The sequence below is a fragment of the Streptomyces sp. NPDC002809 genome, assembly GCF_040295435.1.
Taxonomy (GTDB): Bacteria; Actinomycetota; Actinomycetes; order Streptomycetales; family Streptomycetaceae; genus Streptomyces.
In genome coordinates this window covers 45,809-69,664 of record NZ_JBEOVJ010000011.1, presented here as the reverse complement: position 1 = coordinate 69,664, position 23,856 = coordinate 45,809, and the positions used below count along the sequence as shown (strand labels likewise).

The 23,856-nt window shown below is 72.5% G+C and carries 23 protein-coding genes and 2 pseudogenes; 7 read left to right on the top strand and 18 right to left on the bottom strand.

Features of this window, described 5'->3' with window-relative positions:
* Positions 1 to 144 precede the first annotated feature (144 nt).
* Positions 145 to 945 carry a VOC family protein gene (locus ABT025_RS09980; protein ID WP_350991894.1) on the bottom strand — a complete coding sequence of 267 codons (801 nt, stop codon included), beginning with the start codon at positions 943 to 945 and terminating at the stop codon, positions 145 to 147.
* A gap of 338 nt (positions 946 to 1,283) precedes the next feature.
* Between ABT025_RS09980 and ABT025_RS09975 the strand changes: the two genes are divergently transcribed.
* A complete protein-coding gene (locus ABT025_RS09975; RefSeq protein ID WP_326737996.1) occupies positions 1,284 to 1,931 on the top strand; it encodes a TetR family transcriptional regulator in 648 nt (215 codons plus the stop codon).
* A gap of 229 nt (positions 1,932 to 2,160) precedes the next feature.
* On the opposite strand, the gene ABT025_RS09970 is transcribed toward ABT025_RS09975, so the two are convergent.
* Positions 2,161 to 2,649, bottom strand: a complete 489-nt coding sequence (locus ABT025_RS09970) for a nitroreductase/quinone reductase family protein (protein ID WP_350991888.1) — start codon at positions 2,647 to 2,649, stop codon at positions 2,161 to 2,163.
* On the bottom strand, positions 2,649 to 3,869 hold the full coding sequence (locus ABT025_RS09965) for an acyl-CoA dehydrogenase family protein (RefSeq protein ID WP_350991886.1): 1,221 nt from the start codon (positions 3,867 to 3,869) through the stop codon (positions 2,649 to 2,651). The genes ABT025_RS09970 and ABT025_RS09965 overlap by 1 nt, the downstream gene beginning before the upstream one ends.
* Before the next feature lie 174 nt (positions 3,870 to 4,043).
* On the opposite strand from ABT025_RS09965, the gene ABT025_RS09960 reads away from it, so the two are divergent.
* Positions 4,044 to 5,213 carry a thiolase C-terminal domain-containing protein gene (locus tag ABT025_RS09960; protein ID WP_350992064.1) on the top strand — a complete coding sequence of 390 codons (1,170 nt, stop codon included), beginning with the start codon at positions 4,044 to 4,046 and terminating at the stop codon, positions 5,211 to 5,213.
* Between the two features lie 148 nt (positions 5,214 to 5,361).
* Here the strand turns inward: ABT025_RS09960 and ABT025_RS09955 are convergent.
* Positions 5,362 to 6,516: pseudogene (locus tag ABT025_RS09955) on the bottom strand (MFS transporter); the annotation flags it as partial.
* Positions 6,517 to 6,554: 38 nt separating this feature from the next.
* On the opposite strand from ABT025_RS09955, the gene ABT025_RS09950 reads away from it, so the two are divergent.
* A complete protein-coding gene (locus tag ABT025_RS09950) occupies positions 6,555 to 7,166 on the top strand; it encodes a CGNR zinc finger domain-containing protein (protein ID WP_350991884.1) in 612 nt (203 codons plus the stop codon).
* A 55-nt stretch (positions 7,167 to 7,221) separates the two neighbouring features.
* Positions 7,222 to 7,926: a pyridoxine/pyridoxamine 5'-phosphate oxidase gene (locus tag ABT025_RS09945; protein WP_350991882.1), complete on the top strand. Its 705-nt coding sequence runs from the start codon at positions 7,222 to 7,224 to the stop codon at positions 7,924 to 7,926.
* 81 nt (positions 7,927 to 8,007) lie between these two features.
* Here ABT025_RS09945 and ABT025_RS09940 read toward each other — a convergent pair whose 3' ends face one another.
* Together ABT025_RS09940 and ABT025_RS09935 are read right to left on the bottom strand one after the other, a co-directional pair.
* Positions 8,008 to 8,187: a ferredoxin gene (locus tag ABT025_RS09940; RefSeq protein ID WP_350991880.1), complete on the bottom strand. Its 180-nt coding sequence runs from the start codon at positions 8,185 to 8,187 to the stop codon at positions 8,008 to 8,010.
* Positions 8,188 to 8,218: 31 nt separating this feature from the next.
* Complete coding sequence (locus ABT025_RS09935) at positions 8,219 to 9,460, bottom strand: cytochrome P450 (RefSeq protein WP_350991878.1); 1,242 nt, start codon at positions 9,458 to 9,460, stop codon at positions 8,219 to 8,221.
* A 170-nt stretch (positions 9,461 to 9,630) separates the two neighbouring features.
* Between ABT025_RS09935 and htpX the strand changes: the two genes are divergently transcribed.
* Both htpX and pspAB read left to right on the top strand, forming a co-directional pair.
* On the top strand, positions 9,631 to 10,542 hold the full coding sequence (gene htpX, locus ABT025_RS09930; RefSeq protein ID WP_350991876.1) for a zinc metalloprotease HtpX: 912 nt from the start codon (positions 9,631 to 9,633) through the stop codon (positions 10,540 to 10,542).
* A 9-nt stretch (positions 10,543 to 10,551) separates the two neighbouring features.
* Positions 10,552 to 11,136, top strand: a complete 585-nt coding sequence (gene pspAB / locus ABT025_RS09925) for a PspA-associated protein PspAB (RefSeq protein WP_350991874.1) — start codon at positions 10,552 to 10,554, stop codon at positions 11,134 to 11,136.
* Positions 11,137 to 11,163: 27 nt separating this feature from the next.
* On the opposite strand, the gene ABT025_RS09920 is transcribed toward pspAB, so the two are convergent.
* From ABT025_RS09920 to ABT025_RS09910, 3 genes are all read right to left on the bottom strand, one after another.
* A complete protein-coding gene (locus ABT025_RS09920) occupies positions 11,164 to 12,207 on the bottom strand; it encodes a Gfo/Idh/MocA family oxidoreductase (RefSeq protein ID WP_350991872.1) in 1,044 nt (347 codons plus the stop codon).
* A 1-nt stretch (position 12,208) separates the two neighbouring features.
* The gene (locus tag ABT025_RS09915) at positions 12,209 to 13,255 is read right to left on the bottom strand and encodes a Gfo/Idh/MocA family protein (RefSeq protein WP_350991870.1); all 1,047 of its coding nucleotides are present in this window, start codon (positions 13,253 to 13,255) and stop codon (positions 12,209 to 12,211) included.
* 221 nt (positions 13,256 to 13,476) lie between these two features.
* Positions 13,477 to 14,721 (bottom strand): MFS transporter, encoded by a 1,245-nt coding sequence (locus ABT025_RS09910; protein ID WP_350991868.1) that lies wholly within the window; start codon positions 14,719 to 14,721, stop codon positions 13,477 to 13,479.
* A gap of 127 nt (positions 14,722 to 14,848) precedes the next feature.
* On the opposite strand from ABT025_RS09910, the gene ABT025_RS09905 reads away from it, so the two are divergent.
* Entirely contained in the window at positions 14,849 to 15,784 is a 936-nt protein-coding gene (locus ABT025_RS09905; RefSeq protein WP_350991866.1) for a LysR family transcriptional regulator, read from the top strand.
* 34 nt (positions 15,785 to 15,818) lie between these two features.
* On the opposite strand, the pseudogene ABT025_RS09900 reads toward ABT025_RS09905, so the two are convergent.
* From ABT025_RS09900 to ABT025_RS09860, 9 genes and pseudogenes are all read right to left on the bottom strand, one after another.
* Positions 15,819 to 15,926, bottom strand: a pseudogene (locus tag ABT025_RS09900) (DUF397 domain-containing protein); the annotation flags it as partial.
* Positions 15,927 to 16,063: 137 nt separating this feature from the next.
* Positions 16,064 to 16,852 carry a zinc ribbon domain-containing protein gene (locus tag ABT025_RS09895; RefSeq protein WP_350991864.1) on the bottom strand — a complete coding sequence of 263 codons (789 nt, stop codon included), beginning with the start codon at positions 16,850 to 16,852 and terminating at the stop codon, positions 16,064 to 16,066.
* Positions 16,853 to 17,378: 526 nt separating this feature from the next.
* Complete coding sequence (locus ABT025_RS09890) at positions 17,379 to 17,945, bottom strand: phage tail protein (protein WP_350991862.1); 567 nt, start codon at positions 17,943 to 17,945, stop codon at positions 17,379 to 17,381.
* Positions 17,942 to 19,903 carry a putative baseplate assembly protein gene (locus ABT025_RS09885; RefSeq protein ID WP_350991860.1) on the bottom strand — a complete coding sequence of 654 codons (1,962 nt, stop codon included), beginning with the start codon at positions 19,901 to 19,903 and terminating at the stop codon, positions 17,942 to 17,944. The genes ABT025_RS09890 and ABT025_RS09885 overlap by 4 nt, the downstream gene beginning before the upstream one ends.
* Positions 19,903 to 20,328, bottom strand: coding sequence for a GPW/gp25 family protein (locus ABT025_RS09880; RefSeq protein ID WP_350991858.1), 426 nt, complete (start codon positions 20,326 to 20,328; stop codon positions 19,903 to 19,905). Before ABT025_RS09880 ends, ABT025_RS09885 begins: the two co-directional genes overlap by 1 nt.
* Positions 20,325 to 20,642, bottom strand: a complete 318-nt coding sequence (locus ABT025_RS09875) for a PAAR domain-containing protein (RefSeq protein WP_219573736.1) — start codon at positions 20,640 to 20,642, stop codon at positions 20,325 to 20,327. The genes ABT025_RS09880 and ABT025_RS09875 overlap by 4 nt, the downstream gene beginning before the upstream one ends.
* 54 nt (positions 20,643 to 20,696) lie before the next feature.
* Positions 20,697 to 22,475 (bottom strand): VgrG-related protein, encoded by a 1,779-nt coding sequence (locus tag ABT025_RS09870; protein ID WP_350991855.1) that lies wholly within the window; start codon positions 22,473 to 22,475, stop codon positions 20,697 to 20,699.
* Positions 22,472 to 23,146, bottom strand: coding sequence for a CIS tube protein (locus tag ABT025_RS09865; RefSeq protein WP_350992062.1), 675 nt, complete (start codon positions 23,144 to 23,146; stop codon positions 22,472 to 22,474). The genes ABT025_RS09870 and ABT025_RS09865 overlap by 4 nt, the downstream gene beginning before the upstream one ends.
* Before the next feature lie 109 nt (positions 23,147 to 23,255).
* Positions 23,256 to 23,681, bottom strand: coding sequence for a phage tail protein (locus tag ABT025_RS09860; RefSeq protein ID WP_326737971.1), 426 nt, complete (start codon positions 23,679 to 23,681; stop codon positions 23,256 to 23,258).
* Positions 23,682 to 23,856 lie beyond the last annotated feature (175 nt).

Genomic DNA, 23,856 nt, shown 5'->3' with positions numbered 1-23,856 from the left:
AGGAGAGGTCCGCGAAAAACCCGCCGTGTGCAGCGTCTCATCAGTGGGCACCACCCGGCGGTGCGCACCCCGATTCTTCCTGGCCGAGGCCCGGGTTGCGAACCCGGGGGCGGATCGGGGTGTCCTGTGGCACTCCGTGCCGTATCAGGACAGCGGCGGTTGAAGTACGGCGAAGACGGCGCCCTGGTCGTCCTGGAGGACCGCCATCCGCCCGTACGGGATGTCGAAGGGCGGTGCGGAGACCCTGCCCCCGAGCCGGACTGCGGTGCGGACCGACGCGTCGCAGTCCGCCACGGCGAAGTAGCTGAGGAAGTAGCTGGGCATCACGGCGGGGAACGCGTCCGTGATGACGCTGCGCCCGCCGACCGCGGTGTCGGGGCCGGGTTCGGTGCCTGCCGGGGACCACATGCGGTAGTCGACGCCGGACTCCGCGGTGCCCGGATCGCCGGTGCCGGACTCGTCCAGGTCCGCGGAACGGAAGCCGAAGACCTCCTCGTAGAAGGCGTCGACCGCGTCCCTCTGCCGGGTGTAGACCTCGGTCCAGCAGAAGGAGCCGGGCTCGTTCTGCTTCTGGAATCCCTTGCGCTCACCGGCCTGCCAGAGGCCGAACACCGCGCCGCCGGGGTCGGCGGCCTGGGCGAGCACCCCCGACCGGCCGACCCGGACGGGGTCGGTGATCACCTGACCGCCGGACTCACGGATCCGGGCGACGGAGGCCACGATGTCGTCGGTGGCGAAGTAGACGCCCCAGGCCGTCGGCATCCGGCCGTCCTGCTTGGCCGCGAGGGCGGCGACGAGCTTTCCGTCACTGAGTGCGTCGGCGAAGGGTCCGTCGCCCGCCCGGAAGGTCCAGCCGAAGAGCTCACCGTAGAAGCGCTTGCCCGCCTCCAGGTCCGGGAGCTGCACGTCCACCCAGCACGGCGCGGACTGCGCGAATGCGGCCATGGGCCCGGATCCTTCCGTCGCGATGACGCTCATCCGTGGTGACGCTCGTCACACCCAACGTAGCCGCGCACCGGGTGGCCCGCGCTCCGACCCTGCCGAAGCGAACATATTTTCGATACAAGACCCCGGAGCACGGCCGTCGCGCCGCCCTCACGGAAAGTTATCCACGGAAGTTGTCCACAGGCTGTTGATAACACTAGTCGGACTGTGGGCGCCCGAGGCGGGAGACCATGGGGCGCATCCCCCGAAATCCCCCTACTCCCCCCACCGCGCCTGCCGCACTCCCCATTTGCAGTCGGCCGAATCGCGCTCCGATCACCCGTCGGTAAGCTGACGGCATGACAGGACAAGTACGCACCGTCGACGGCCGCGTGGCCGGTCGACGCGGACAGGCGACGCGGCAGAAGCTGCTCGACTGCCTCAGCGAGATGCTCAGCTCCTCGCCGTACCGGGACGTCAAAGTCATCGACGTCGCCCGGAAGGCGGGGACTTCACCCGCAACCTTCTACCAGTACTTCCCCGACGTCGAGGGCGCAGTCCTCGAAATCGCCGAGGAAATGGCCAAGGAGGGTGCCGGACTGACCGAATTGGTCGCCGGGCGCTCCTGGGTCGGCAAGGCCGGATGGCAGACGGCCGAAGAACTCGTCGAGGGATTCCTCGACTTCTGGCGGCGCAACGACGCCATCCTGCGCGTGGTCGACCTCGGCGCGGCCGAGGGCGACAAGCGGTTCTACAAGATCCGTATGAAGATCCTGAATTCCGTCACCAACTCCCTTACGGATTCGGTGAAGGAGCTCCAGGCCAAGGGCAAGGTCGACAAGGACGTCAGTCCCGCGGCCATGGCCGGCTCCCTGGTCGCGATGCTGGCCGCCGTCGCCTCGCACCAGAAGGGCTTCACCACCTGGGGCGTCAAGCAGGCCGAACTCAGGCCGAACCTGGCGCTGTTGGTGCATCTGGGCATCACCGGCAAGAAGCCCACGAAGTAGCGCCCGCGCCGGAACCCCGTACTGGGTGACGCGCGGTGATCCCGGGTGCCCCAGGTCCTGTCTCGCCGACGGCGGACCACATGCGTGGTCCGCCGTCGGCGTACCCGGGACGGGGCACACCCCCTCGGCGGGGACCCTCCCGTCACCCGGAACCATCACGCAGGACGGTCACCACCGCTCCAACGGCCCCCATCGCTCCGACTCACTCCACCCGCCGCACCCGCTCCAGTCACTCCAACCGCTCCAACCGGAACAGCCGGATCTCCCGGTCGATACGCGCCTGGTACGCGGCATAGGGCGGCCAGAACTTCAGCGCGGTCTCCCACACCCGGGCCCGCTCCTCCCCTGCCAGCAGCCTTGCCCTTACGGGAATGTCGCGGCCCTTCCAGTTGATGACGGCCGCCTCCGGATGCGCCAGCAGATTCGCCGTCCAGGCCGGATGACCCGGACGGCCGAAGTTGCTGCCGACCAGAATCCAGCTGCCCGACCCACCGTCACCCGGTTGCGGCATGCAGGCCAGCGGGGTGGTCCTGAGCTGCCCGCTGCGCGCCCCCGGCACCGTCAGCACCACCCCCGGCAGCATCTGTGCGCTGAGCAGCACCCGGCCGCGGGTGAGCCGGTGCACCGTGCGGTCCATGGCGGGCACGACGTGCGGGGCGATCCGCGCGAAGAGGCGGGTCGAGGACACCTTCTGGACGAGCCGGACACCGGGCGGCATCAGACCGCCACCTGTCCGGCCGCGCGCCCGCCGTGCGACTCCCGGCCGAAGAGCCCGGCCCGCTGCGCCGCGTGGTCGCGGAGCCGGTGGACGGGGCCGAGGAGCAGTTCGTCGGATGCGGCCCGCTTGAAGTAGAGCTGGGCCTCCGGCTCGCGGGCGAGGCCGCCACCCCCGTGCAGCTGCACGGCCTCGGCGGTGGTGATCCGCAGCACCTCCAGCGCCTGGGCGAGCGCGAGCCCTCCGGAGTCGGGCTCCAGGACCGCGTAGTGGGCGGCCGACCTGGCCGACTGGACCCGTACGTACAGGTCGGCCAGGCGGAGTTCCACGGACTGGAGGGAGCCGGTCGCACGGCCGGACGACTCGCGCGCCTCCAGCTGGGCGGCCGCCTGCTCCAGCACGCTCGTGGCCGCGCCGGCCGCCTCCGCGGCGAGCGCGACGGCGGCCGTGCGCCCGGCGGCCGCGAGCGCGGCCGTCGCGTCCACGGCGTCGTCGGCGCCGAGGAGTTCGGCCTCGGTGTCACGCAGCTGGATCCGGGCGAGCGGCCGGGTCTCGTCGAGCGAGGCCTGCCGGGTGCGGACGAGCCCGGCGGGCGGCTCCGGCCCGTCGGTCCTGACCAGGAACAGGAGGGTGCGGCTGCGCGGGAAGCCGCCCGTGTGGGCGGCGACCAGGAGCAGTCCGGCGCTGTGCCCGTCCAGCACCTGGGGCGCCTCCCCGTACAGCCGCCACCCGCCGTCGCCGCCGGCCGGCCGGGCCTGGACACCGCCCGCCCGGCCGCCGCCGGCCCAGGCGCCTCCGGTGGGATCGCCGGTGAGACCGAGGGCGGTGGAGAGCGAGCCGCCGGGGACGGCCAGGGCCGCGGTGAGCTCGCCCGCCGCGATGGACGGCAGCAGGGCGGCACGCTGCTCTCCGGTGCCGAGGGCGAGGATCAGGGGAGCGGCGAGCACGGCGGTGGCGAGCAGCGGGGACGGCAGCAGGGCCCGGCCGGCCTCCTCCAGGACGACGGCCAGCTCGGCCGTCCCGTGGCCCCCGCCTCCGTACTCCTTCGGGAGGGCGAGCCCGGGCAGTCCGAGGTCCCGGGAGAGCCGGCGCCAGAGCGCCGTGTCGTATCCGTCCGGCGGTGCCGCGGCACTCCTGACGTCGTCGGGTGCGCCGCGTGCGGCGAGCAGTTCGCGAAGGGTGCGGCGGATCTCGTCCTGTTCCGCGGTGAAGGCGGCATCCATCGTCGGGCTCCTTCCCCTCAGAGGCCGACGGCCTCTGATCTGACGGGCCGTCATGCTAGGGGTGAAGCGGCGAGATTCCCAGAGTCGCGCAGGGCGACACGCACCACAAGATCCCCCCACTTCACCGAGGTTCACCCTTCCCGTATCTGATGTACCGTCAGATTCATGTCTGCCATGCCCTCTTCTCGCCGCAAGGTCGCTGTCGTCGGCATATCCCTCGCCGACTGCGGACGCGTCGACACGGCCACCCCGTACGCCCTGCACGCCCAGGCCGCCCGCCGGGCCCTCGCCGACTCCGGCCTGGACCGGTCGGTCGTCGACGGCTTCGCCTCCGCCGGCCTCGGCACGCTCGCCCCGGTCGAGGTCGCCGAGTACCTGGGGCTGAAACCCACCTGGGTGGACTCCACCTCGGTCGGCGGATCGACCTGGGAGGTCATGGCGGCCCATGCGGCGGACGCCATCGCGGCGGGCCGCGCCAACGCCGTACTGCTGGTGTACGGGTCGACGGCCCGGGCGGACATCAAGGCGGGCCGCCGGACGTCCAACCTCTCCTTCGGGGCCCGCGGCCCGCTCCAGTTCGAGGTGCCGTACGGCCACTCGCTGATCGCCAAGTACGCGATGGCCGCCCGCCGCCACATGCACGAGTACGGCACCACGCTGGAGCAGCTGGCCGAGGTGGCGGTGCAGGCCCGGGCGAACGCGGCGGCCAACCCGGACGCGATGTTCCGCACCCCGGTCACGGTCGACGAGGTCCTCTCGGGCCCGATGATCGCCGACCCGTTCACCAAGCTGCACTGCTGCATCCGCAGCGACGGCGGCTGCGCGGTGCTGCTGGCGGCCGAGGAGTACGTACCGGACACGGCGAAGGCGCCCGTCTGGATCCTCGGCACCGGCGAGCACGTCTCGCACTCCACCATGTCGGAGTGGGACGACTTCACGGTCTCCCCCGCCGCCGTCTCCGGCCGCCTCGCCTTCGAGCGGGCGGGGGTGCGTCCGGCGGACATCGATCTGGCGGAGATCTACGACGCGTTCACCTATATGACGCTGGTGACGCTGGAGGACCTGGGTTTCTGCGCGAAGGGCGAGGGCGGGTCGTTCGTGGAGAAGGGCCGCACGGGTCTCACCGGCGAACTCCCGGTCAACACGGACGGCGGCGGCCTGTCCGCCTGCCATCCTGGGATGCGCGGACTGTTCCTGCTGGTGGAGGCGGTACGCCAGCTCCGCGGCGAGGCGGGGGACCGGCAGGTGCGCAAGGCGGGGGGCCGGCTGCCGGAACTGGCGGTGGCGTCGGGGACGGGCGGCTGGTTCTGCTCGTCGGGGACGGTGGTGCTGGGACGGGGGTGAGGGGCGGGGAGCCCCGGCCCCCTCGGCGCGGGCCCACACGGCGACGACGGTGAGTACGTCCTCCAGCCCTTCGAAGTCGTCCGCGTTCCGGGCCGGCGGAGGGATGCGGCGCGGGGCGGCGACCGGACGAGTCGGCGCTTGCCGACGGAAGCGCGAAGGAGGCCAGTGCGGCGAGGACCGCCACACATGCCGAGAGCGCCAGCGCACCTCGAAGGGACCACGCCGCGACCGGTCCGCCGGCCGCCGCCCCCAGGGCGAAACCGGTGATCTTCAAGCTGGCACCCGTGGTGAAGATCTGGCCTCGCAGGCGTTCCGGAGCCTCTCGATGGCGAACGGCGAACAAGGCGGTCAGCTGGGGTCCCTCACCCATCCCCACGACGAGCACGGCCACGACGAGCACGGCAGGTTGCCCCCACATCGCCAAGGCCGGCCCGGCAGCCTGGACGAGGGCACCGGCCCGGATGACCGTGCCGGGGGCGGCCGGACGAGGAAACCGGGCGAGTACGGCGTTGGCCGCCAGGGCGGAGACCGCAGCGCAGGAGAACAGCACCGCGCCGCGGCCTGCACCGCCCAGGACCCGCTCGCCGAGGAGCGGGACGCACGCCATCAGGATTCCCTGGGCAATGCAGGAGACGACCGAGGTGAGGGTCGCCCGGGCCAGTGCCGGCCTTCCGGCGATGACCCGCATTCCGGCAGCGAGGTCGCCGGTCACCGAAGTCTTCCGAGCACACCGCGCCCGGCCGGGACGGGCCGGCAGCATCCACGCGGCGGGCAGCGCCACGACGATGAGCGCCACCGAGACCACCACGGCCGCCGGGGCTCCCAGCACCGCTGCCACGCCGCCGGCGAGAGCCGGACCGGCCAGACTCGCCACGCCGAACGTCATGGCGTCGAGCGCGTTCGCCCGGGGCAGACCGCCGTCCGGCACGACCTGCGGAAGCTGGGCCGTCCAACCGCCCGACAGGGCCGGTCCCAGCAGCCCCGTCAGCACGGCGATCGACAGGGTGACCGCGAACGGCAACCGGCCCAGCCCCATGAGGACCGTCCCCAGCCCCGCCCCGTACAGGACGAGGGCCCCGGCCAGCAGGCGCCCCGGCCGGCCCGCCCTGTCGAGGAGCACCCCCAGCACCGGGCCCCCCACCGCCGCGGAGACCGTGATGCCGGCAAGGAGCGACGACGCCTCGACGGCCGATCCGGCCAGGGCGAAACCGGCCAGCATCAGCGCCGGCCCCGACATCTCGTCCCCCGACCGAGCAGCCACCGCCCCGGTGAGGTACCAGCGAAGCAAGTAACGCTTTCTCATCACCGAGACGTTACGGAGGTAACTCAAAACCAGGCAAGATGCGTTACATTCCCCCGGTGTCCTTCAACAGTGACGACTGGTCCACCCGGCACTCCGTGCTGGCCACGGCCCGGCGCACCGCCGCCCTGGTCAACGTCCTCGCCGGCGAGCGCCCCACTCCGGGCGAAGTGGCCGACGTACTCCGCGCATACGGCGAGACAGACCCCATCGACCTCACCGACCGCGACATCGCCGGGATGCGCGCAGCCGCCGCCCTGCTACGGCAGGTCTTCGCCGCCGAACACGCCGACGGCGCCGCGACCGCCCTCAACGGCCTCCTGCGGGACCGCACCGGACCGCTCCGCCTGACCTCGCACGGGGGCAGCACCCCCTGGCACCCGCACCTCGACCGCGACGACGACGCCCCCTGGGACGAGTGGCTCCTCGCCTCGTCCTGCATGGCCCTGACCGTTCTCGTCTGGGACCGTCAGAGCCCGCCCGGCAGGATCTGCGCCTCAGACAGCTGCCGGAACGCCTTCATCACCCAGGGCAGCGGTCCGGAACGCCGCTTCTGCTCCCGCCGGTGCGCGACCCGCGAGCGGGTCGCGGCCCATCGCCGCGCCCGGTCCGCCGAGCAGCCGGGCGAAGCCGAGCAAGGCGGAAACAAGTAGGTCGGGATCGGACCCGACGTCGCCCGGATTCCGCCGCGCCAGGTCAAATGGCCACATGACCGACGCATCGGCCTCCGCCGCACACCGCGCCTTCCTCGACCTGCTCCACGCCCAGCGCGTCTGGGACGTCGAACTCCCCGCCTTCGACCCGGCCGCGGCACCCCCCGCTCCCCTCCCCCTCTTCCATATCTGGTTCGCCGAGGCGGTCGCCGCCGGGCAGGCCGAGCCGCACACGATGACCCTGGCCACCGTCGACGGCGAGGGATTTCCCGACGTACGCACGCTGATGCTGCACGACGCCGACGAGCGCGGCTGGCACTTCGCCACGCACGCCACCAGCGCGAAGGGCCGCGAGCTCGCCGCCCGTCCGCACGCCGCACTCGGTTTCTACTGGCCCGCGCAGGGCCGGCAGGTGCGGGTCCGGGGCCCCGTCACCGTCTGCTCCCCCGCCGAGAGCAGCGCCGATCTGCACGCCCGCTCCACCGGGGCCCTGGCCTCGGCGCTGGTGGGGCGGCAGAGCGAGGTGCTGGGCTCGACGGGGGAACTCGACCGGGCCTCGGACGCCGCGTGGCAGCGGGCCCGGGAGGAACCGGAGGCGGAGGTGGCGAGCTGGACGCGGTACGTGGTCGAGCCGCGCGAGGTCGAGTTCTTCCAGGGCGACGCCCGGCGGCGGCACGTACGGCTGCGCTACCGCCGGGAGGCCGGGGCCGGAAGCGGGGCAGGATCCGCGGCCTGGGAGCGGGAGCTGCTCTGGCCCTGACCGGCTCCGCCTCCGCTCACCGGCCCCACCCCTCCGCCCTCGCCCGGAACTCCCGGCCCCCGGCCCCGCCCCGGCCCCGGGTCAGGTCACCGTGATCGCCTGTACGGGGCAGGCGCGGGCGGCTTCGCCGACCATCGGCCCGGGACCGGCCTCCGGCAGGAGCTCACTGAGCCCGTCGTCGTCCTGCGTGAACACCTTCGGTGCGGCGAGCGCGCACTGCCCGGCCCCGATGCACACGTCCCTGTCGATATCGATCCTCATGTCCGTCCTCCTGCTGCTGCTCGCTCTGCGGTCACCACGTCACGGGCAGTTCGAGGAGCCCCTGCACCGTGTCCCCCGGCTTGAACGGGATCTCCTCGGCCGGCACCGCCAGCCGCAGGCCGGGCAGCCGGTCGAAGAGCGCGGGCAGCGCGATCTCCAGTTCGGCCCGCGCGAGGTTCTGGCCCAGGCACTGATGGATGCCGAACCCGAAGGCGACGTGGTTGCGCGCGCCGCGGGCGAGGTCCAGCTCGTCCGGCGCCGGATAGACGGCCTCGTCCCGGTTGATCACCGCGGTGGACAGGAGGACGCCGTCGCCCGCCCGGAAGGTCACCCCGCCCACCTCGATGTCCTCGACGGCCACCCGCGAGATCCCGTCGGCGATGGACAGGAAGCGGAGCAGTTCCTCCACCACGTGGGCCATCCCGTCGGGGCCGCCCGCGCGCATCAGCGCCAGCTGCTCCGGGTGCTGGAGAAGGGTGAGGGTGCCGAGCGAGATCATGTTCGCGGTCGTCTCATGGCCGGCCACGAGCAGGATCTGGGCCAGCCTGACCAGCTCGTCCAGGTCCACCGCCCCCGTCTCCAGCTGCTTGGCGATGAGCTCGTCGAGCAGCCCGTCGCCCGGGGCGCGCCGCTTCCGCTCGATCAGGACGCGGAAGTACTCGCTGAGCGCGTCCCGCGCCTCGTCGACGTCGGACCCCGCGGGGCCGCGCAGCAGCCTGCGGGACTGCGCCTCGAAGAACTCGTGGTCCGCGTAGGGCACGCCGAGCAGCGCGCAGATGACCATGGAGGGCACGGGGAGCGCGAAGGCGTCGACCAGCTCGGCCGGCGGCCCCTGCTCGGCCAACGCGTCGAGCAGCCGGTCGACGATCTCCTGGATGCTCGGCCGCAGCGCCGCCGTCCTCCTGACCGTGAAGCTCGGGATCAGCATCCGGCGCTGCACGTTGTGCTCCGGGTCGTCGACGCCGAGCAGTTCGACGCGCCGCTGGGTGGTCGCCGCCAGCCGCGGGGCGAAGAACGGGAAGGCGGGATTCTCCCGGTCGGACGACAGCCGCGGGTCCACGAGGAGCGCCCGGGCCTCGGCGTGCCCGGTCACCAGCCACACCGTGCGGCCGTCGAAGAGCCGGACGCGGGACACCGACTGCTGACCGCGGCTCGCACTCGGATAGCCGGTCGGCGGGTGGTAGGGGCAGGTGCGGTTCTGCGGGAAGGAAACGGTCTCGGTCCTGGTGTCGGTCTCGGTCTCGGTCTCGGTCTCTGTCCTGGTCTCTGTCACGGCGGACCTCGCAAGGAGAGGGGGGTGTCGTACCGATCACCCACCACTAGATGCCTGAGGCATCTAAATGGCTAGGTGATGTTCGGCCAGATCCCCCGCACCGGACACCCTTATCCGCTTTCGACACCTTGGGGGCACTATGGGAGGCAGGCGAGGACTGGAGGTCACCGATGACCAAAACCCGTAGCCGGTACGCCCCCGACCGCGGTCTGACCACACGCATGGTCACCACCATGTTCCTGATCGGGCTGCTGTACGTGGTCCTGGTCGGCGTGCTGCTGGCCGTGCTCCGCGGCGCCTGGCCGATCATCCTGATCATCACCGGGGGCATGTTCATCGCCCAGTTCTGGTTCAGTGACCGCATCGCGGCGTTCAGCATGGGCGCCCGCGAGGTCACACCCGAGCAGGCGCCGGAGCTGCACGGCGCGATCGACCGGATCTGTGCGCTGGCCGACATGGCCAAGCCCCGGGTCGCCGTCTCCGAGAGCGACGTGCCGAACGCCTTCGCCACCGGCCGCAGCGAGAAGACGGCCCTCGTCTGCGCCACGACGGGGCTGCTGCGAAGACTGGAACCGGAGGAGCTGGAGGGCGTCCTCGCCCACGAGATGTCGCACGTCGCGCACCGCGATGTCGCCGTCATGACGATCGCCTCGTTCCTCGGCGTGCTCGCCGGCATCATCACCCGTGTCGCGCTGTGGGGCGGCTTCGCGCGCAGCAACCGCAGCAACGACCCCTCGGGGATCATCATCATGCTGATCCCCCTGATCAGCGCGGTCGTCTACGCCCTGAGCTTCCTGCTCACCCGGCTGCTCTCGCGGTACCGCGAACTCTCCGCCGACCGCACGGCCGCGCTGCTCACCGGCAAACCCTCGGCCCTGGCCTCCGCCCTCACCAAGGTCAGCGGGCAGATGGCCCGCATCCCGACGGAGGACCTGCGGAAGGCGGAGCCGTACAACGCGTTCTACTTCGTTCCCGCCTTCTCCTCCAAGGAGAGCCTGAGCCGGCTGCTCTCCTCGCACCCGACGCTGGAACAGCGCCTGGACCAGCTGGCCCGCATCTCCGCCGACCTGTCCCGTCCGTAAGGAGTCCCCGTGGGTCTGCTCGACACCATCCTGGGCCGCAGCAAGCCGGCCCGCCCCGACCTCGACCAACTCTTCGCCGTCCCGTCCGCCGCCCTCACCCTCCAGGCGGCCACGGGTTTCGTGCCGACGGGCCTGGGGTCGGTGTGCTTCGCGGGTGTGGAGGGCGCCACGTTCGCCCGTATCCAGCAGGACGTACGGGAGCTGCTCGACGCGGACACGGAGCGCGGCGGCATCCCGGTGGAGTTCAGCCGGGACACGTACGGCTACACCTGGCTGCTCGCCCGCCAGCCGGCCGAGGACACCGCCGCTCTGGTCAACGACCTGCACGCGGTCAACACGCTGCTCCAGGACGGCGGCTTCGGCCCGCAGCTGCTCTGCTCACTGATCGGCTTCCGGGACGGGGAGGGCCGGTCGCTGGCGCTGGTCTACCTCTACAAGCGCGGCACGTTCTACCCGTTCGCCCCGGTGCCGGGCGGCGGCGAGAAGCGGGACAACCAGCTTGAGCTGCAGGTCCGGGCCGCCCTCGGGGACGACCTGCGGGTGGAGAAGGACCTGGGGCGGTGGTTTCCGGTGTGGGGGGCGCCGGGGCTGTGAGGCCCGACGCCCCCCACTACGGGATCGTCAGGCGGCGGGGGCGACGGGGGCGCCGTCCTCGCGCGCGGAGGACAGTGCGGCCTCGACCACGGCGACCGCCGCGTGGATGTCGTCCGCCGTCACCAGCGGGGTGCGCCCGTAGCGGATGTCGTCGCGGAACTCCTCGAACAGCCGCCGCAGCGCCGTCGTCCCGGCGGGCCCGCCGACCCGACGGGGCGCACTGACGCCGTCCGCCCCGCGCACCGCGAACGACGGCGCGTCCTCGTCGGCGAGGACGTGCCCGTGCGAGCCGAGCACGCGCAGGCTGGACGAGACGGGGGCGGGGCCGACACCGGCGGGCGTACGGGCCACGGTGACGGTGGCCACCACCCCGTTGCGCAGCCGCAGCGAGAGAACCGCCGCGTCCTCGACACCGTAGGCGTCGTGTGGGCCGTCGAAGAGCGGCGGATGGGGCGCGGCGCTGCTGAAGGCGACGACCTCCTCGACGTCGAGGCCGGTGAGGTGGCGGATCGCCAGGGCCGGGTACCAGCCGAAGTTCATCAGCTCGCCGCCGCCGGACAGGGCGGGGTCGCAGACGAGTTCGGGGCGCTCGACGGTGGCTCCTTCGAGTCCGCCGGCCGCCAGCCACTCCACGTCCACGGCCAGGGGCAGACCGATCGCACCGGAGTCCACGATCCGCCGGGCCCGCACGATCTGCGGGGAGTAGAGGCGGTGCACGGCGGTGAGCAGCCCGCGCGAGCGCCCGGCTGCGTCCCGGAGCCGCTGTGCGTCGCGGGAGTCGGTCGCCGCCGGCTTGTCGACGATGACGTGGCAGCCGGCATCGAGCGCTCGCACCGCGAGGTCGACATGGCGGGTGGGCTCGCTGCACACGAGGGCGATGTCGCAGGAGGCGAGACCCTCGTCCAGGTCGAGCAGCGGGATGCCCGTCGCGCGTGCGAGGGCGGCGCTGTCCTCGGCGAAGGGACTGTCGGCGGTGTCGGCGCAGCCGACGACCTCGAACCCGGGCATGGCCTTCAGCATCGGTACGTAGTCGCGGGCGTGCCGGACCCCGGATGCGATGAGGACTCTCATCTCAGCAGACCTCCTTGACGTCGACGGGCCGGCCTTCGTCGGCACTGAGCTGCGCCGCGTGGGCGGCGGCGAGGGCGGCGCGCACCTGGCGGGGCGCGGTCAACGGGGCCGCGGCACCGTCGAGTACGTCGCGCAGGTGCCGGGTCTGCTCGGTCATCGCGCCCTCGATCGATGCAGGGGCGACGGGGGACGCGGCGTGCACGCGCGGCTCGTCCTCGCTGCTGTGGTGCAGGGTGCCGGACGTGCCGGAGAGCATGAGGCGGCGGACGAAGGTGCCGCGCTGGACGAGGGCGTAGCAGAGCTCGATGGTGGCGAGGGCGCCGCCGGCGAAGCGTACGAGGATCTGGAAGCTGTCGGGGGTCGGCATCCCTGCGGCCCAGGTGTTGCAGGGGCGGGCGAACACGCGGACCGGTTCGTCGTCCATGAGCCAGGTCAGCAGGTCGAGGGCGTGCACCCCGTTGTGGGCGACGTGGCCCCCGGAACGGGCCGAGTCCAGCTGCCAGCCGCGCCAGCCCCCGGACCAGACGTGCCCGGTGTACCAGGTGAGGTGGGCCAGCCGGGGCGTGCCGATCGCACCTTCGGCGACCGCGCGGGCGATCTCCAGGTGGACGGGCTGGAAACGGGCGGTCTGGGCGACGAGCAGGGGCCGGTCCGCTGCCTTCGCGGCGGCGAGGATCCTGTCCGCGTCGGCCACGTTCAGCGCGGCGGGCTTCTCCAGCAGGACCGCCCGGCCGGCCCGGAGCGCGGCCACGGAGAGGTCGGCGTGCGACTCGGGCGAGGTGCACACGGCGGTGACGTCGACGTCGTCGGACCAGGCGGTGGCCGGGTCGGTGGACCAGGTGGCTCCCTCGGCGAGAGCGGCCAGCGCGGCGGCCCGTTCGGGGTGCCGGTCGACCACGTGGGCCAGCCGCACCCCCGGGACGCCCGCGAACGCGGCGACGTGGTCCCTGGCGATCGCGCCCGCCCCGATGACGGCCACGCGGTGGTCGCCGCCCTGCCGTCCGGCTCCGCGCGGGCTCTGGTCTCCGGTCACTGGATCGGGGGTCATCCGGCTCCTCACTGCACTTCCTGACCTGTCTAGGACATCAGACATCTTATGTCCGATGTCCAGGACTGAACACCCTGGTACGGAGTCGTGGAACATCGGGAGGAAGCCGACGCCGAGGATTCATCTCGCTTGGCGCGTTGCTCCTGGCGCCATCCGGCAACCCGCGGAACGGCAACCGACAGCCTCGACCCGATCAAGGCTTCGGCGGTGCGCCGCGTATGTCACGTGGGGTTCCGTACCGGTTCCGTATCGCGCTGCAACGTCCGGTCGCGCCGGGGGAGCAGGAGCGGGGTGGCCAGCATGAGCAGTCCCGCGACCGTGAGGGCGGCGCGTGGGCCCGTGGCGTCGGCGAGCAGTCCGGCGAGCGCGGTGAGGACGGCGATGGACGCCTGCTGGCCGATCGACCAGGCCGACAAGGTGCGGGCGACGAGATGCTCGGGTGTGTGTTCGAGCCGGTAGGTGGCAAGTACCGGGCTGTACAGGCTCATGTTGATGATGATCGCCAGCTCGATGGCCATCACGGTGACCAGGCCGACAACGCCGGGGCGGACGAAGGCCAGGCCGATCAGCCAGACGGCGCGCAGGGTGCCGACGGTCCGGAAGACCCGGTGCCGGCCGTGGCGGGCCACGACACGGCGGGCCAGCCGCGAGCCGATGAGCCCGCCGACGCAGGGAGCGGCGAAGGCGAGGCCGTACTGCCAGGGCGGGAACCCGAGTTGGCGAAGCAGAAGCACCGCCAGCAGCGGTTCGGTGGCCATGATCAGACCGGCGACGGCCATTTGGTTGAAGTAGAGCGCCCGCAGGACGGGGTGCCCCAGGATGTGCCGCCAGCCGTCGAACAGTGCGCCCGCCCGGGCCGGGCCTCCGCCGGGCTTCTGCGGCGCTTCCTCCCGGCCGCCGATCGCCGTGATGCACAGCGCGGACACCAGGTAGCTGAGCGCGTCCGCCACCACGGTGACGACCGGCCCGAACACGCCGATCGCCGCCCCGCCCAGCGGTGGCCCGACCGCGATGGAGCTCCAGTTCGTGGACTCGAACCGCGCGTTGGCCACCAGCAGGTCGTCCGGCCGGACAAGGGCCTTGAGGTAGGCGCCACCGGCCGCGTTGAAAGCGATCTTGGCCGCGGCGACCACGGCCGAGATCACCAGCATCTGGACGAAACCGAGCAGCCCGAAGGCATACGCGACCGGGATCGTCGCCATGGCCGCGAACCGGGTCAGGTCCATCATGATCATGACCGGGCGCTTACGCCGGAACTCCACCCACGGTGCGAGGGGAAGCGCGATCAGCGCGCCCACCGCCGGCCCCACCGCCGACAGCGCGGACACCTCGCCGGGACTCGCGTCCAGGGCCAGCACGGCGATCAGCGGCAATGCGCCGAACCCCAGCCCCGACCCGTAGGCGCTCACCGCATACGCCGTCCACAGCCGGCCGAACCGCCGGCCCAACGGTCTCCTGCCCCTCATGCGCAGCACTCCCACCCGAACAAGCCGACGTTGACCCGTGAGAGCTAAGCGAGTGGCACAGCAGCAGGTCAAACAACCGCACAGCCCGCCACCTACAACCATCGGTTGTTCACTAGGGTGGATCGACGTGGACCTCGAAGCAGTACGCACCTTCGTCACCGTCGCGGAAGCGGGCCAGTTCCAGAAGGCCGCCGCGGACCTGTCGATCACCCAGCAGGCCGTCTCCAAGCGCATCGCCGCACTGGAGCGCAGTCTCGGCGTGCGGCTGTTCACCCGCGCCCCCCGCGGCGCCGAGCTCACCATCGACGGACAGGCGTTCCTGCCCCACGCGCGCGACCTGCTTCGCGTCGCCGAGCGCTCGGTCGCGTCCGTGCGCCCCGGCCGTCGTCCGCTGCGCGTCGACGTGATCGCCTCACGCAGCGCACAGTCGGGCCTGATGCGGGGCTTCCACCGCGCGTACCCCGAGATCGAACTCGACGTGGTGATGCTGTTCGAGATCGAGACGGCCGTCACCGCGATCCGGTCCGGTGCGATCGACGCGTCCTTCCGCGCCGTCGGCGCGCCCGGCCGGCCCCTTCCCGAGGACATCGAGTCCGTCCGGGTGCTCGACGAGCCACTCCAGCTCCTCACCGGCCCCGCGCACGCACTGGCGGGCGCCCGGTCGGTGACCGTCGCCCAGCTCACCGGGCACCGGATCTGGATGCCCGGCATCGTGCCCGGTACCGAGTGGGGCGCCTACTACGACGACCTGGTCGACGAGTTCGGCCTCACCATCGAGGCGACCGGGCCCAACTTCGGCTCCGACGCGCTCCTCGACACCATCGCCGACACCCCGGCCCTGGCCACCTTCATGGGCGAGCACACCCGTCTCATCTGGCCCACCGGCCACGGCCTGCGCCGCATCCCGGTAACCGGCCCGGCGCCGGTCTACCCGCACTCACTCCTCTGGCACCGCGACAACCCCCACCCGGCACTGGCCACCCTCCGCGCCCACCTCGCCGCCGCAACGGCCCGCCCCGGCGCCGCCGGGACCTGGACACCGGACTGGGTGAACCCGCGCTGAACGCACGGACGCCCCCGCGCCCACGGGTCCTTGGTCAGCCGTTCGCGGCGTGCCCCGGGAACGCGGTCCGGGCGGCGGGGGCGACGGCGAAGGTGGGACCGTCGGTGACCTCGGGGTCGCGGACGTGGACGGCGTGGGGGCAGATCACGGGGGCGCGGTGGACGTACTTCCTGCTCGAACCCGGCGCGAGCCAGGACTTCGGCCGGCCGCCCGGCGGCCCGCCGATCCCATGCCGCGCATCCGGTGAAGGCGGCGCCGCGCAGTCCCGCGGCGCCGCCCTCAGGTGCGCTTGAAGTACTCGATCTCCCCGAGGGCGATCGACCGCCCGACGCCCTGACCTGCCGCTTCCCGTACGACGAAGCGGATGGAGACGACATCGCTGATGCCCGTCCGTATCGTCTGCTCGCCGGGCTTGTCGGTGAGTGTCCAGGCCTTCTCGTGGACCTTTCTGTCCTTCGTCGTGATGAAGAGCTCCACCTGGGTGGGCCTGGCACCCTGCTGGAACACCTCGGGCTTGGTCGACACACCGGCGTGGACTGTGACGCCGACCAGCCGGAACGGCTTCTCGAACTCGGCGGTCAACGAGGCGTCGAGCTTCGGGGCACCCCAGTAGCTGTTCGTCACCCCGTCCACGGCCGACTTCGCCGGGTGGCCGGGGACGGCGGCGCTCGCGGAGACCTCGGCCGGGCTGATCTCCCCCGTACCTCCGAGCTTGTCCCGTACGTCCTCGACGACATAGCGCCCCGCAGGCACGAGCAGGAAGCCCGCGACCAGGAGCCCGACGATCAGCAGGGCCAGCACGCTCCCCCGCAGCAGACGCCCCGAGCCTGCCCGCACCTTGCGGTCGAACGGCCACCTGGTACGCCACCAGGGCAGCGGTTCAGCCTGCTCGCCCGGATTCAGCGGCGCCGCGCAGCGGCCGCAGAACTTGCGTCCCGGCCGGTTGAGGGTCCCGCACGACGGGCAGGGGAAGCCGTCCTTCTCCTCCTGCGCCGCCACCGGTCTGACGACGGGGCGCTGGGCGATCGGCACGCCGGGCCGCACGGCCCCCACGGGCTCGTCCCGCACGGGCGGTTCCGGTCGCACCGGCCCCGGCGGCGCCGGTCGTACGGGAGCGGGCGAAGCCGGTCGTACGGGGGCAGGCGGGGCCGGCCTTGCGGGCGCGGCCGGAGCCGGGGCCGGTGGGGGTACGGGGGTGGGCTCGGGCGCCACCTCGGGCTTCGGGGCGCGCGGGGGCTCCTGCGCGGCCGGAGCAGGCGCGGGTGCGGCGACCGGGGCGGGGGTCTCGGCCCGATCCGGAGCGGGTGCGGGGCGTGGGGCAGGGACCGGGGTCGAGGGTGCGGCCGGGGCCGGAGGCGCGGCCGGGGTCGGCGGCGGTGTCGCGGCCGGCGGCGGTGTCGAGGCCGCAGGCGCAGGCGCAGGCGCAGGCGCAGGCGGGGCGATCGGCTCCGGGGTCGACGGGTCGTCAACTTCTGCCACAGGGGAAGTAGTTCGGGCGCGTCGCGACGACCACCCCAAATACGTACCGCAGCTTCCGCAGAAGTCCTCGTCCTCCTCGTTGGCGGCTCCGCACGCCGGGCACGAGCGCGTCACGTCAGTCTCCTGTTGTCTCGTCCGGTGCGCCGGGCAGGATCTCCACCCGGCAGGTGAGGTGAGCGGGGCACGAGGCCTGGACGACGCCCAGGATGCGGGCCGCGTCCACCGGCCTCCCGGCCGGCGCACGGACCCGTACCAGCAGTTCCCCGGTCGGGGCGGGAGGCAGCTGTCCCCCCGGCTCCGACGACCAGGTCGCGCCCCCGCCGTCGTGGATGACGGCCTCCACGCCGAAGCAGAGCCGGAGGTGTTCGGTGAGGCCGCGGCGGGTTCCGCGCCACCGGTGGAGCTCGACGGCGCGGGCGACGACGGCCCGGCGCAGCTCCACCGGCCATGCGGCGTCGATGTCCGCCCCCACCCAGGACGAGAGCCAGGACAGGAAGTCGTCCGGGGTGAGCGCGGGGTCGAAGTAGGCCGGGAGGTTGTCGAGGGTGGACAGGACGGGTGCCAGGACCGTGTCCAGGCCCGCCGTGAACCGCTGGGCGAGGTCGTCGTCCGCGTACAGGGCGGGCAGCAGCCCGCCGATCGGGTAGCGGCTGGGGAGCCCGGGGACCGCGGCCCTGGTCACGGGCGCTCACCGGCCCCGGCCGCGGTGACGACGACCTGGTGCTGGTGGGAGAAGACGAGGGCGTTTGCGGCGACGTCGATCCGTTCGGCCGCCGCTCCCCGTCGTCCCGTGAGCGGGTCCGCGGGGAACAGCCGCACCTCGTCCACCAGGCGGACTCCGCGCACGTTCTGCAGTACGGCGAAGATCTCCCCGTACTGCACGGGCCTGCCGAAGGGCCAGCCGGTCCGGTCGGCGCCGCCCCGCAGCGGGTCGATGTGGCGGAACAGCGCGTCGAGAGCCTCGGCACGGACGCGGTCCACGTCACCGTCGGCCGCCACCAGTTCGGCGACGACGGTGACGCCCTGGTAGGCGGGCGGTTCCACGATCAGCCGGGTGCCGACCAGCCGCCGTTCGTCGAGCCGCGCGGTGACCTCCGACAGCACCGAGTCCGGGGGGATCAGCTGCTCGAACCGCAGCCTGCCTCCTTCGTCGGGTACCGCGTCGGGGACCACCAGGACGCGCACCGCACCGCCCTCGCCCGCGACGGCGGGCAGGCAGCGGACCCTGCGCAGCGAGGGTGCGGCCTCGCGGGCGATGACCTCGTGGTCCTCGGCCGTGACCGCCCGTTCCTGGACCCGGAGGATGTGGGGCGCGCGCACCTTGGCGTTCTCGACGCTCTCGCCGTCGACCCCGCCCCGGGCCGCCTCGCGGTTGTCGACGCCGGCGACGTACGGCACCGAGCTGCGCAGGACGCGGATGGCGCCGCGGGCCACGTTCCCGGCCGCGCCGCCGCCCGTCCGGTAGCGGGGGATGCGGAGTTGCGCGCCCTTGGGGGGCACCGCCCCGTAGACACGCATCGTGCCGTCCGCTTCGCGGACCTCCGGCGGGAAGGCGAACTCGCCGTTGACGGCGTCGATCCGCACGTGCCGGTCGCCCGGGGACGAGGCACCGAAGTGCTCCACCGGCGTCCAGACCTGCCAGCCCTCGGCGGAGGACACCTGGACGACGGGCGGCTCCCCGTCCAGCAGGAGCGGCACCCTGCGTACGGAGAACCGCTGGCCGGCGACGCCTTCGGAGGTGCCGAGCGGTACGTCGAGGACGGTCTCCGCGTGCTCGACGCCCGTGGTGCCGCCGACGGTGAACACCTCGGCCTCCCGGATCGTCGGCGACTCCGAGTAGAAGGGCTGGCCCGGTTCGGGTGCGGTGACCCGGCAGCGCAGCCAACCGGCCCGGACTCCGGCCGTCACCGATGCCGTGTGCCCGGCGGGGACGAACACGGTCACTTCACCGGGCTTGTTCAGCCCTCCGGTGCTGTCGGTCCCCGTCAGGCAGGGCACCCAGCGGGCGCCGTCCCACGCCTCCCACACCAGCGGCGGCTGCCGGGGGTCGACGCCGACGCCCTCCACCCGGCTGTCGAGGCGTACGGCGACGATGCACCGGGGTACGGCGGTGGGCAGCCCGAACAGCAGGGCGTCGCCCGGTTCCGGCCGGGGCTGGAAGCAGGGGATGTCCTTGCCCGCGCCGAGCGGCGCGGTGCGGTCGGTCTGGTCTCCGGACGCGGGGGCGGTGACCAGCCTGATCAGCGAACTCGGCACGATCGCCAGCTCGTCGGCGGTCGAGAAGACGACCGCCTCCTCCGTCTCGCCGCGGGCGGTGGCGACCTCCGTGCCGGCCGGGAGCCGCACGGTGTCCGGCTGGGGGGCGGACAGCCAGAAGTCGACGTCGGCGCGGGCGACCGTCGGCGGGAACAGCTGCACGCCCAGCAGGTCGAGGAAGGCGGAGTAGTTCCGGTCGGGCACCCGGTTCAGCCGGTACAGCAGCTGGTCGACCATGTAGGCGAACGTCTCGATGAGCGTGACCCCGGGGTCCGACACGTTGTGGTCGGTCCATTCGGGAGTGCGCTGCTGGACGTACCGCTTGGCCTCGTCGACGAGCTGCTGGAAGCGCCGGTCGTCCAGGTTGGGGGATGGAAGAGACATCAGGCGGCCCCGGCTTCTTCTGAACTCCCCGAGGACGGGATGGTGTAGAAGGGGAAGACGAGGTTGCGCAGGTCGTTGGTGGACCGCACGGTGTAGTGCACGTCGATGTAGAGAGTTCCTTCGTCGACGGTGTCGTAGGCGACGACCACGTCCGTGACCTCGATGCGTGGTTCCCAGCGCTCCAGGGACGTACGCACCTCGTGCGCTATGCGCCCCGCAGTGGCGCCGTCACCGGGCGCGAAGACGTAGTCGTGGATGCCGCAGCCGAACTCGGGCCGCATCGGCCGCTCCCCCGGTGCGGTGCCCAGCACCAGACCGATGGCCTCCTCGATCTCCTGGTCCCGCTCGACCATGCCGATGCCGCCCGTGGCGCCGACCCGCAGCGGGAAGCCCCAGCCGCGGCCGATGAATCCGCTTCCGCTCATACCGGGCCTCCGATCAGGACGTTCGGCGCGCCCATGATGATCTTGGCGCCGCAGCTCGTGGTGTCGCCCATGCGGGCGGCCGGCAGCCCGCCGATCAGGACCGCGCCGCCGACCACGGCGGCCGGATTCGGCATGACGACGTTGCCCGGCCCGAGCAGGGCGTGCGGCGGGATGACGCACACGTGCAGGCTGCCGGTGACGGCGGCCGGCCTGCCGCCGATCAGCACGGTGGCGACGGCCACCGCACCCGGTGGCGGGGTGCCGATGACGCCTCCGTGGACGGTGGGATCGCCTGAGCGGGCTGCGGGGGGCATGGCTGCTGTTCTCCTTGCTGGGCCGGGGAGTTGTGTCGGTGAGGGGTTCGGGTGTCAGTTGATCCGGATGAGCCTGGCCTTGAGGACGGCGAGCAGTCCGCCGTCCACGGTGACCCCGGTCTTGCCGTTGATGGTCACCGAGGCCCCCTTCACGTTCACGGCCCCCGTGCCGGCGTCGAGCGTGATCCCCGACCGGCCGAGGGAGAGGGAGCTCAGCACCCGGGAGGTGCCGCGGGCGAACACCTTCAGCGCGATCTCCCCCTTCCGCTCGTCCAGGGTGACCTCCAACTGCTTGTCACCAGTGGCCAGCCGCACACCGGACGGGCCGCGCGGGGCGTCGAGCAGTTCGATCCGGTTGCCCGAACGGGACACCAGGGAGCGGCGGTTGACCTTTCCACTGGTCGGGTCGACCAGTGGCACGTCGTGGGGCGAGGGCTTGTCGACGCCGTTGTAGAGGCCGCCCAGCACGTAGGGGCTGTCCAGCAGGCCCTGTTCGAAGCCGACCAGCACCTCGTCGTTGACCTCGGGGCTGAACACCCCGCCGCCGCCCTGGCCGCCCCACTGCACCGTACGGACCCAGTCGGACACATAGGTGTCGTCGAGCCAGGGGAACTTCAGCCGGACCGAGCCGCGTTCGCCCTGTCCCTTGCCCTTTCCCTCACGGATGTCGGTGACCACCCCGATCGCGAGGCCCGGTATGCGGGGGCCGCGCGGAGGCGCGTCGCCGCCGCCGGTGAGCCCGGTCAGGGAGCGGTCGGGGGCGGCACTGACCAGTACGGTCGTGCGGTAGCCGCCGTGCGGGTCGAGGACGTGGTGGGCCGCCGTCGCCGTGTAGCGGCCGGCGAACGCGGGTCCGACGTTGCCGAGGGCGACGGGTTCACCGGCCCGCAGCCGGGGGTTGCCTTCGGCGACCGCCTCGATCTCCCCGAAGCCGGAGCTGACCCGTGCGGCCACCGCACCGGCGACCGCGCCCGCCTCGGCCTGGGTCCGGTACGGGGTGTCGGCTACCGTCACCCGGGCCTTCGGACCGAACGCCCCGGCCGCGACGGACGGGCTCATCCCGGGTACCACCGTGGTGCTGCGGACGGACGGCTCGCGTGCCACCAGCCGCGTCTTGGTCTCGACGTCCCAGCCGCGCACCTCGACACTGTCCGCCCCGTCCGCGCCGGTCAGCACGGCTCGCAGGGCCAGCAGATTGCGCCCGTACTCCAGCACCATCGGATGCCGGGTGGCGGAGGTGGAGGGGGAGGGTGCCGAGGCCGCGGGCTTCGGCTTCACGAACTGCAACAGGCCCTTCTCGTCCACCCGTACCTGCGCGCCGCTCTCGCCCGCGAGGTACTGGAGGAAGTCCCAGTCCGAGACGTTGGGCTGGGTGAGCTGCTTGTACATGACGGGGGCCGCCTCGACCTTCCCGCAGGTGAGTCCCGCACCGGCGGCGACCTTGCGGACGATGTCGGCTGCCTTCATGTTGCGGAAGGCCACCACCTTCCGCCCGCGCTGGAGCCGGTGGGCCTTGGAGAAGGCGCGGACGACGGTGAAGGAACCGGTGGTGTCGCTGTCGAGTTCGAGCGCGGTGACCTCACCGGTGAACAGCCGCTCGCGCGCCTGCTCCTGGACCGTGACCACCGAGATCTTCAGCGGGGTGCCGATCGTGATTCCGGTGGCGGTGAGCAGCGTGTGGTACGGGTCCCGGTACGTCAGTACGGCGGTGTCCGGAAGGCCGACGTTCTCGTCGACCGCGCAGCTCACCAGCTGGGAGGCCCAGGCCTGAGGGAGCTCGGCGGGCGCCTCGACGATCGGGTCGGCGGCGAAGGAACGGGCGGGTGCGGTCACCGGGTGCCCTCCGGGGCGTGGTCTTCCAGTCCGGGCACGAGGAGTTCCGTGCCCGGGGCCAGTTGCATGGGGTCGTCGATGTCGTTGGCCTCGGCGATCGTGCGCCACGCGGTGGCGTCACCGTATTCGCGCCAGGCGAGCAGCGGCAGGCTGTCGCCGGCGACGACGCGATGGGTGCGGCGTGCCTCCCGCGATCCGGACGTCGGGTTCTGACCGGCCGGGTCGACGCTCGCCTCCTCGATCGAGAGGGAGCAGGTGGCGCGCAGCGGCTTCCCGTCGACGTCGAAGAGCGTGTACGAGACGGAGAGGCTCGACAGGACCCCGTCGAACGACGTCGTCTTCGACGTTCCCCAGTCGAAGCGCACCCAGGGGCTCGACGGCTTCTTGCGGCCGAGGCTGCTCGGGGTGGGCACACAGGCCGTCATCAGCTGCTCCACCGCCTTCTCCACCGAGTTGTCGTGGGTGGCGGTGGCGTCCAGGAAGACGTCCAGGGACAGCGACCGTGGCCCGCTGCCGACGAATTCCGGCAGCGCGGACTCGCCGGCCGTCCGGGAGGGGGTGCGCCGCCACTCGGTGTTCTTGGTCAGGGAGAGCGTCGCCGGATTGAACTGCAGCGTGAGCCGGGCGAGGGTGCCGGCCGGTTTGGCGCCCACGTCCGCCGGCGGTTCCATGATGGTCAGCTGGGCACGGGCACGGCTTGTGCGGGCAGTCGCTGCCACGGAGTCCCTCCTTCCTGCTCGTCTGCGTCATCGGCTCGGGCACAGCGGAACGAACGGTCCATCAGGACGGCACCAGGCCTTCGTGCGCGATCTCCAGGGTCTCGATCGCCGCCTCGGAACTGGACGGGTCGAAGGAGGGCCCCTGCCAGCGCACCGGCACGATGCCCTGGACCTGCCAGCTGATGATCCGGCTGAGGTCCGGACGGAGCGCGACGATCTCGCCGTCCTTGCGCTCCACCCGCTGGGTCGTCTCGTTCAGCCACCGCGCGATCTTCAGCGTGTCGGCGGTGACGGGGCGGGTCAGCGTGATGTTGGTCCAGGTGATCCGCCCCGGCAGCTGCCAGGTGAAGCCGTTGTTGCCACCCTCGGCGTACTGCTCCAGCTCCACCTCGGCACCCAGCCCCGAACAGGTGTGGAAGGCCCCGAGGTCGCTTCCCCCGATGGCGAGCTTGAAGAACACGCTCGTCGCGAAGATGTTGTCCGTCATGTGCTTCTCTTCTTCTCTGCTGTCCGTTGGGGGGAGCGACTTCGCTGCTGTCCGCCGTGGGGTGGAGCGGCTTCTCTGCTGTCCGCGGGGTGGCTGGGCTTCTCTGCTGTGCGTGGGGCTGCGGGACTTCTCCGCTGTCCGTGGAGTGGCGGGCGGGGTTCCGCCGGTGCCGGCT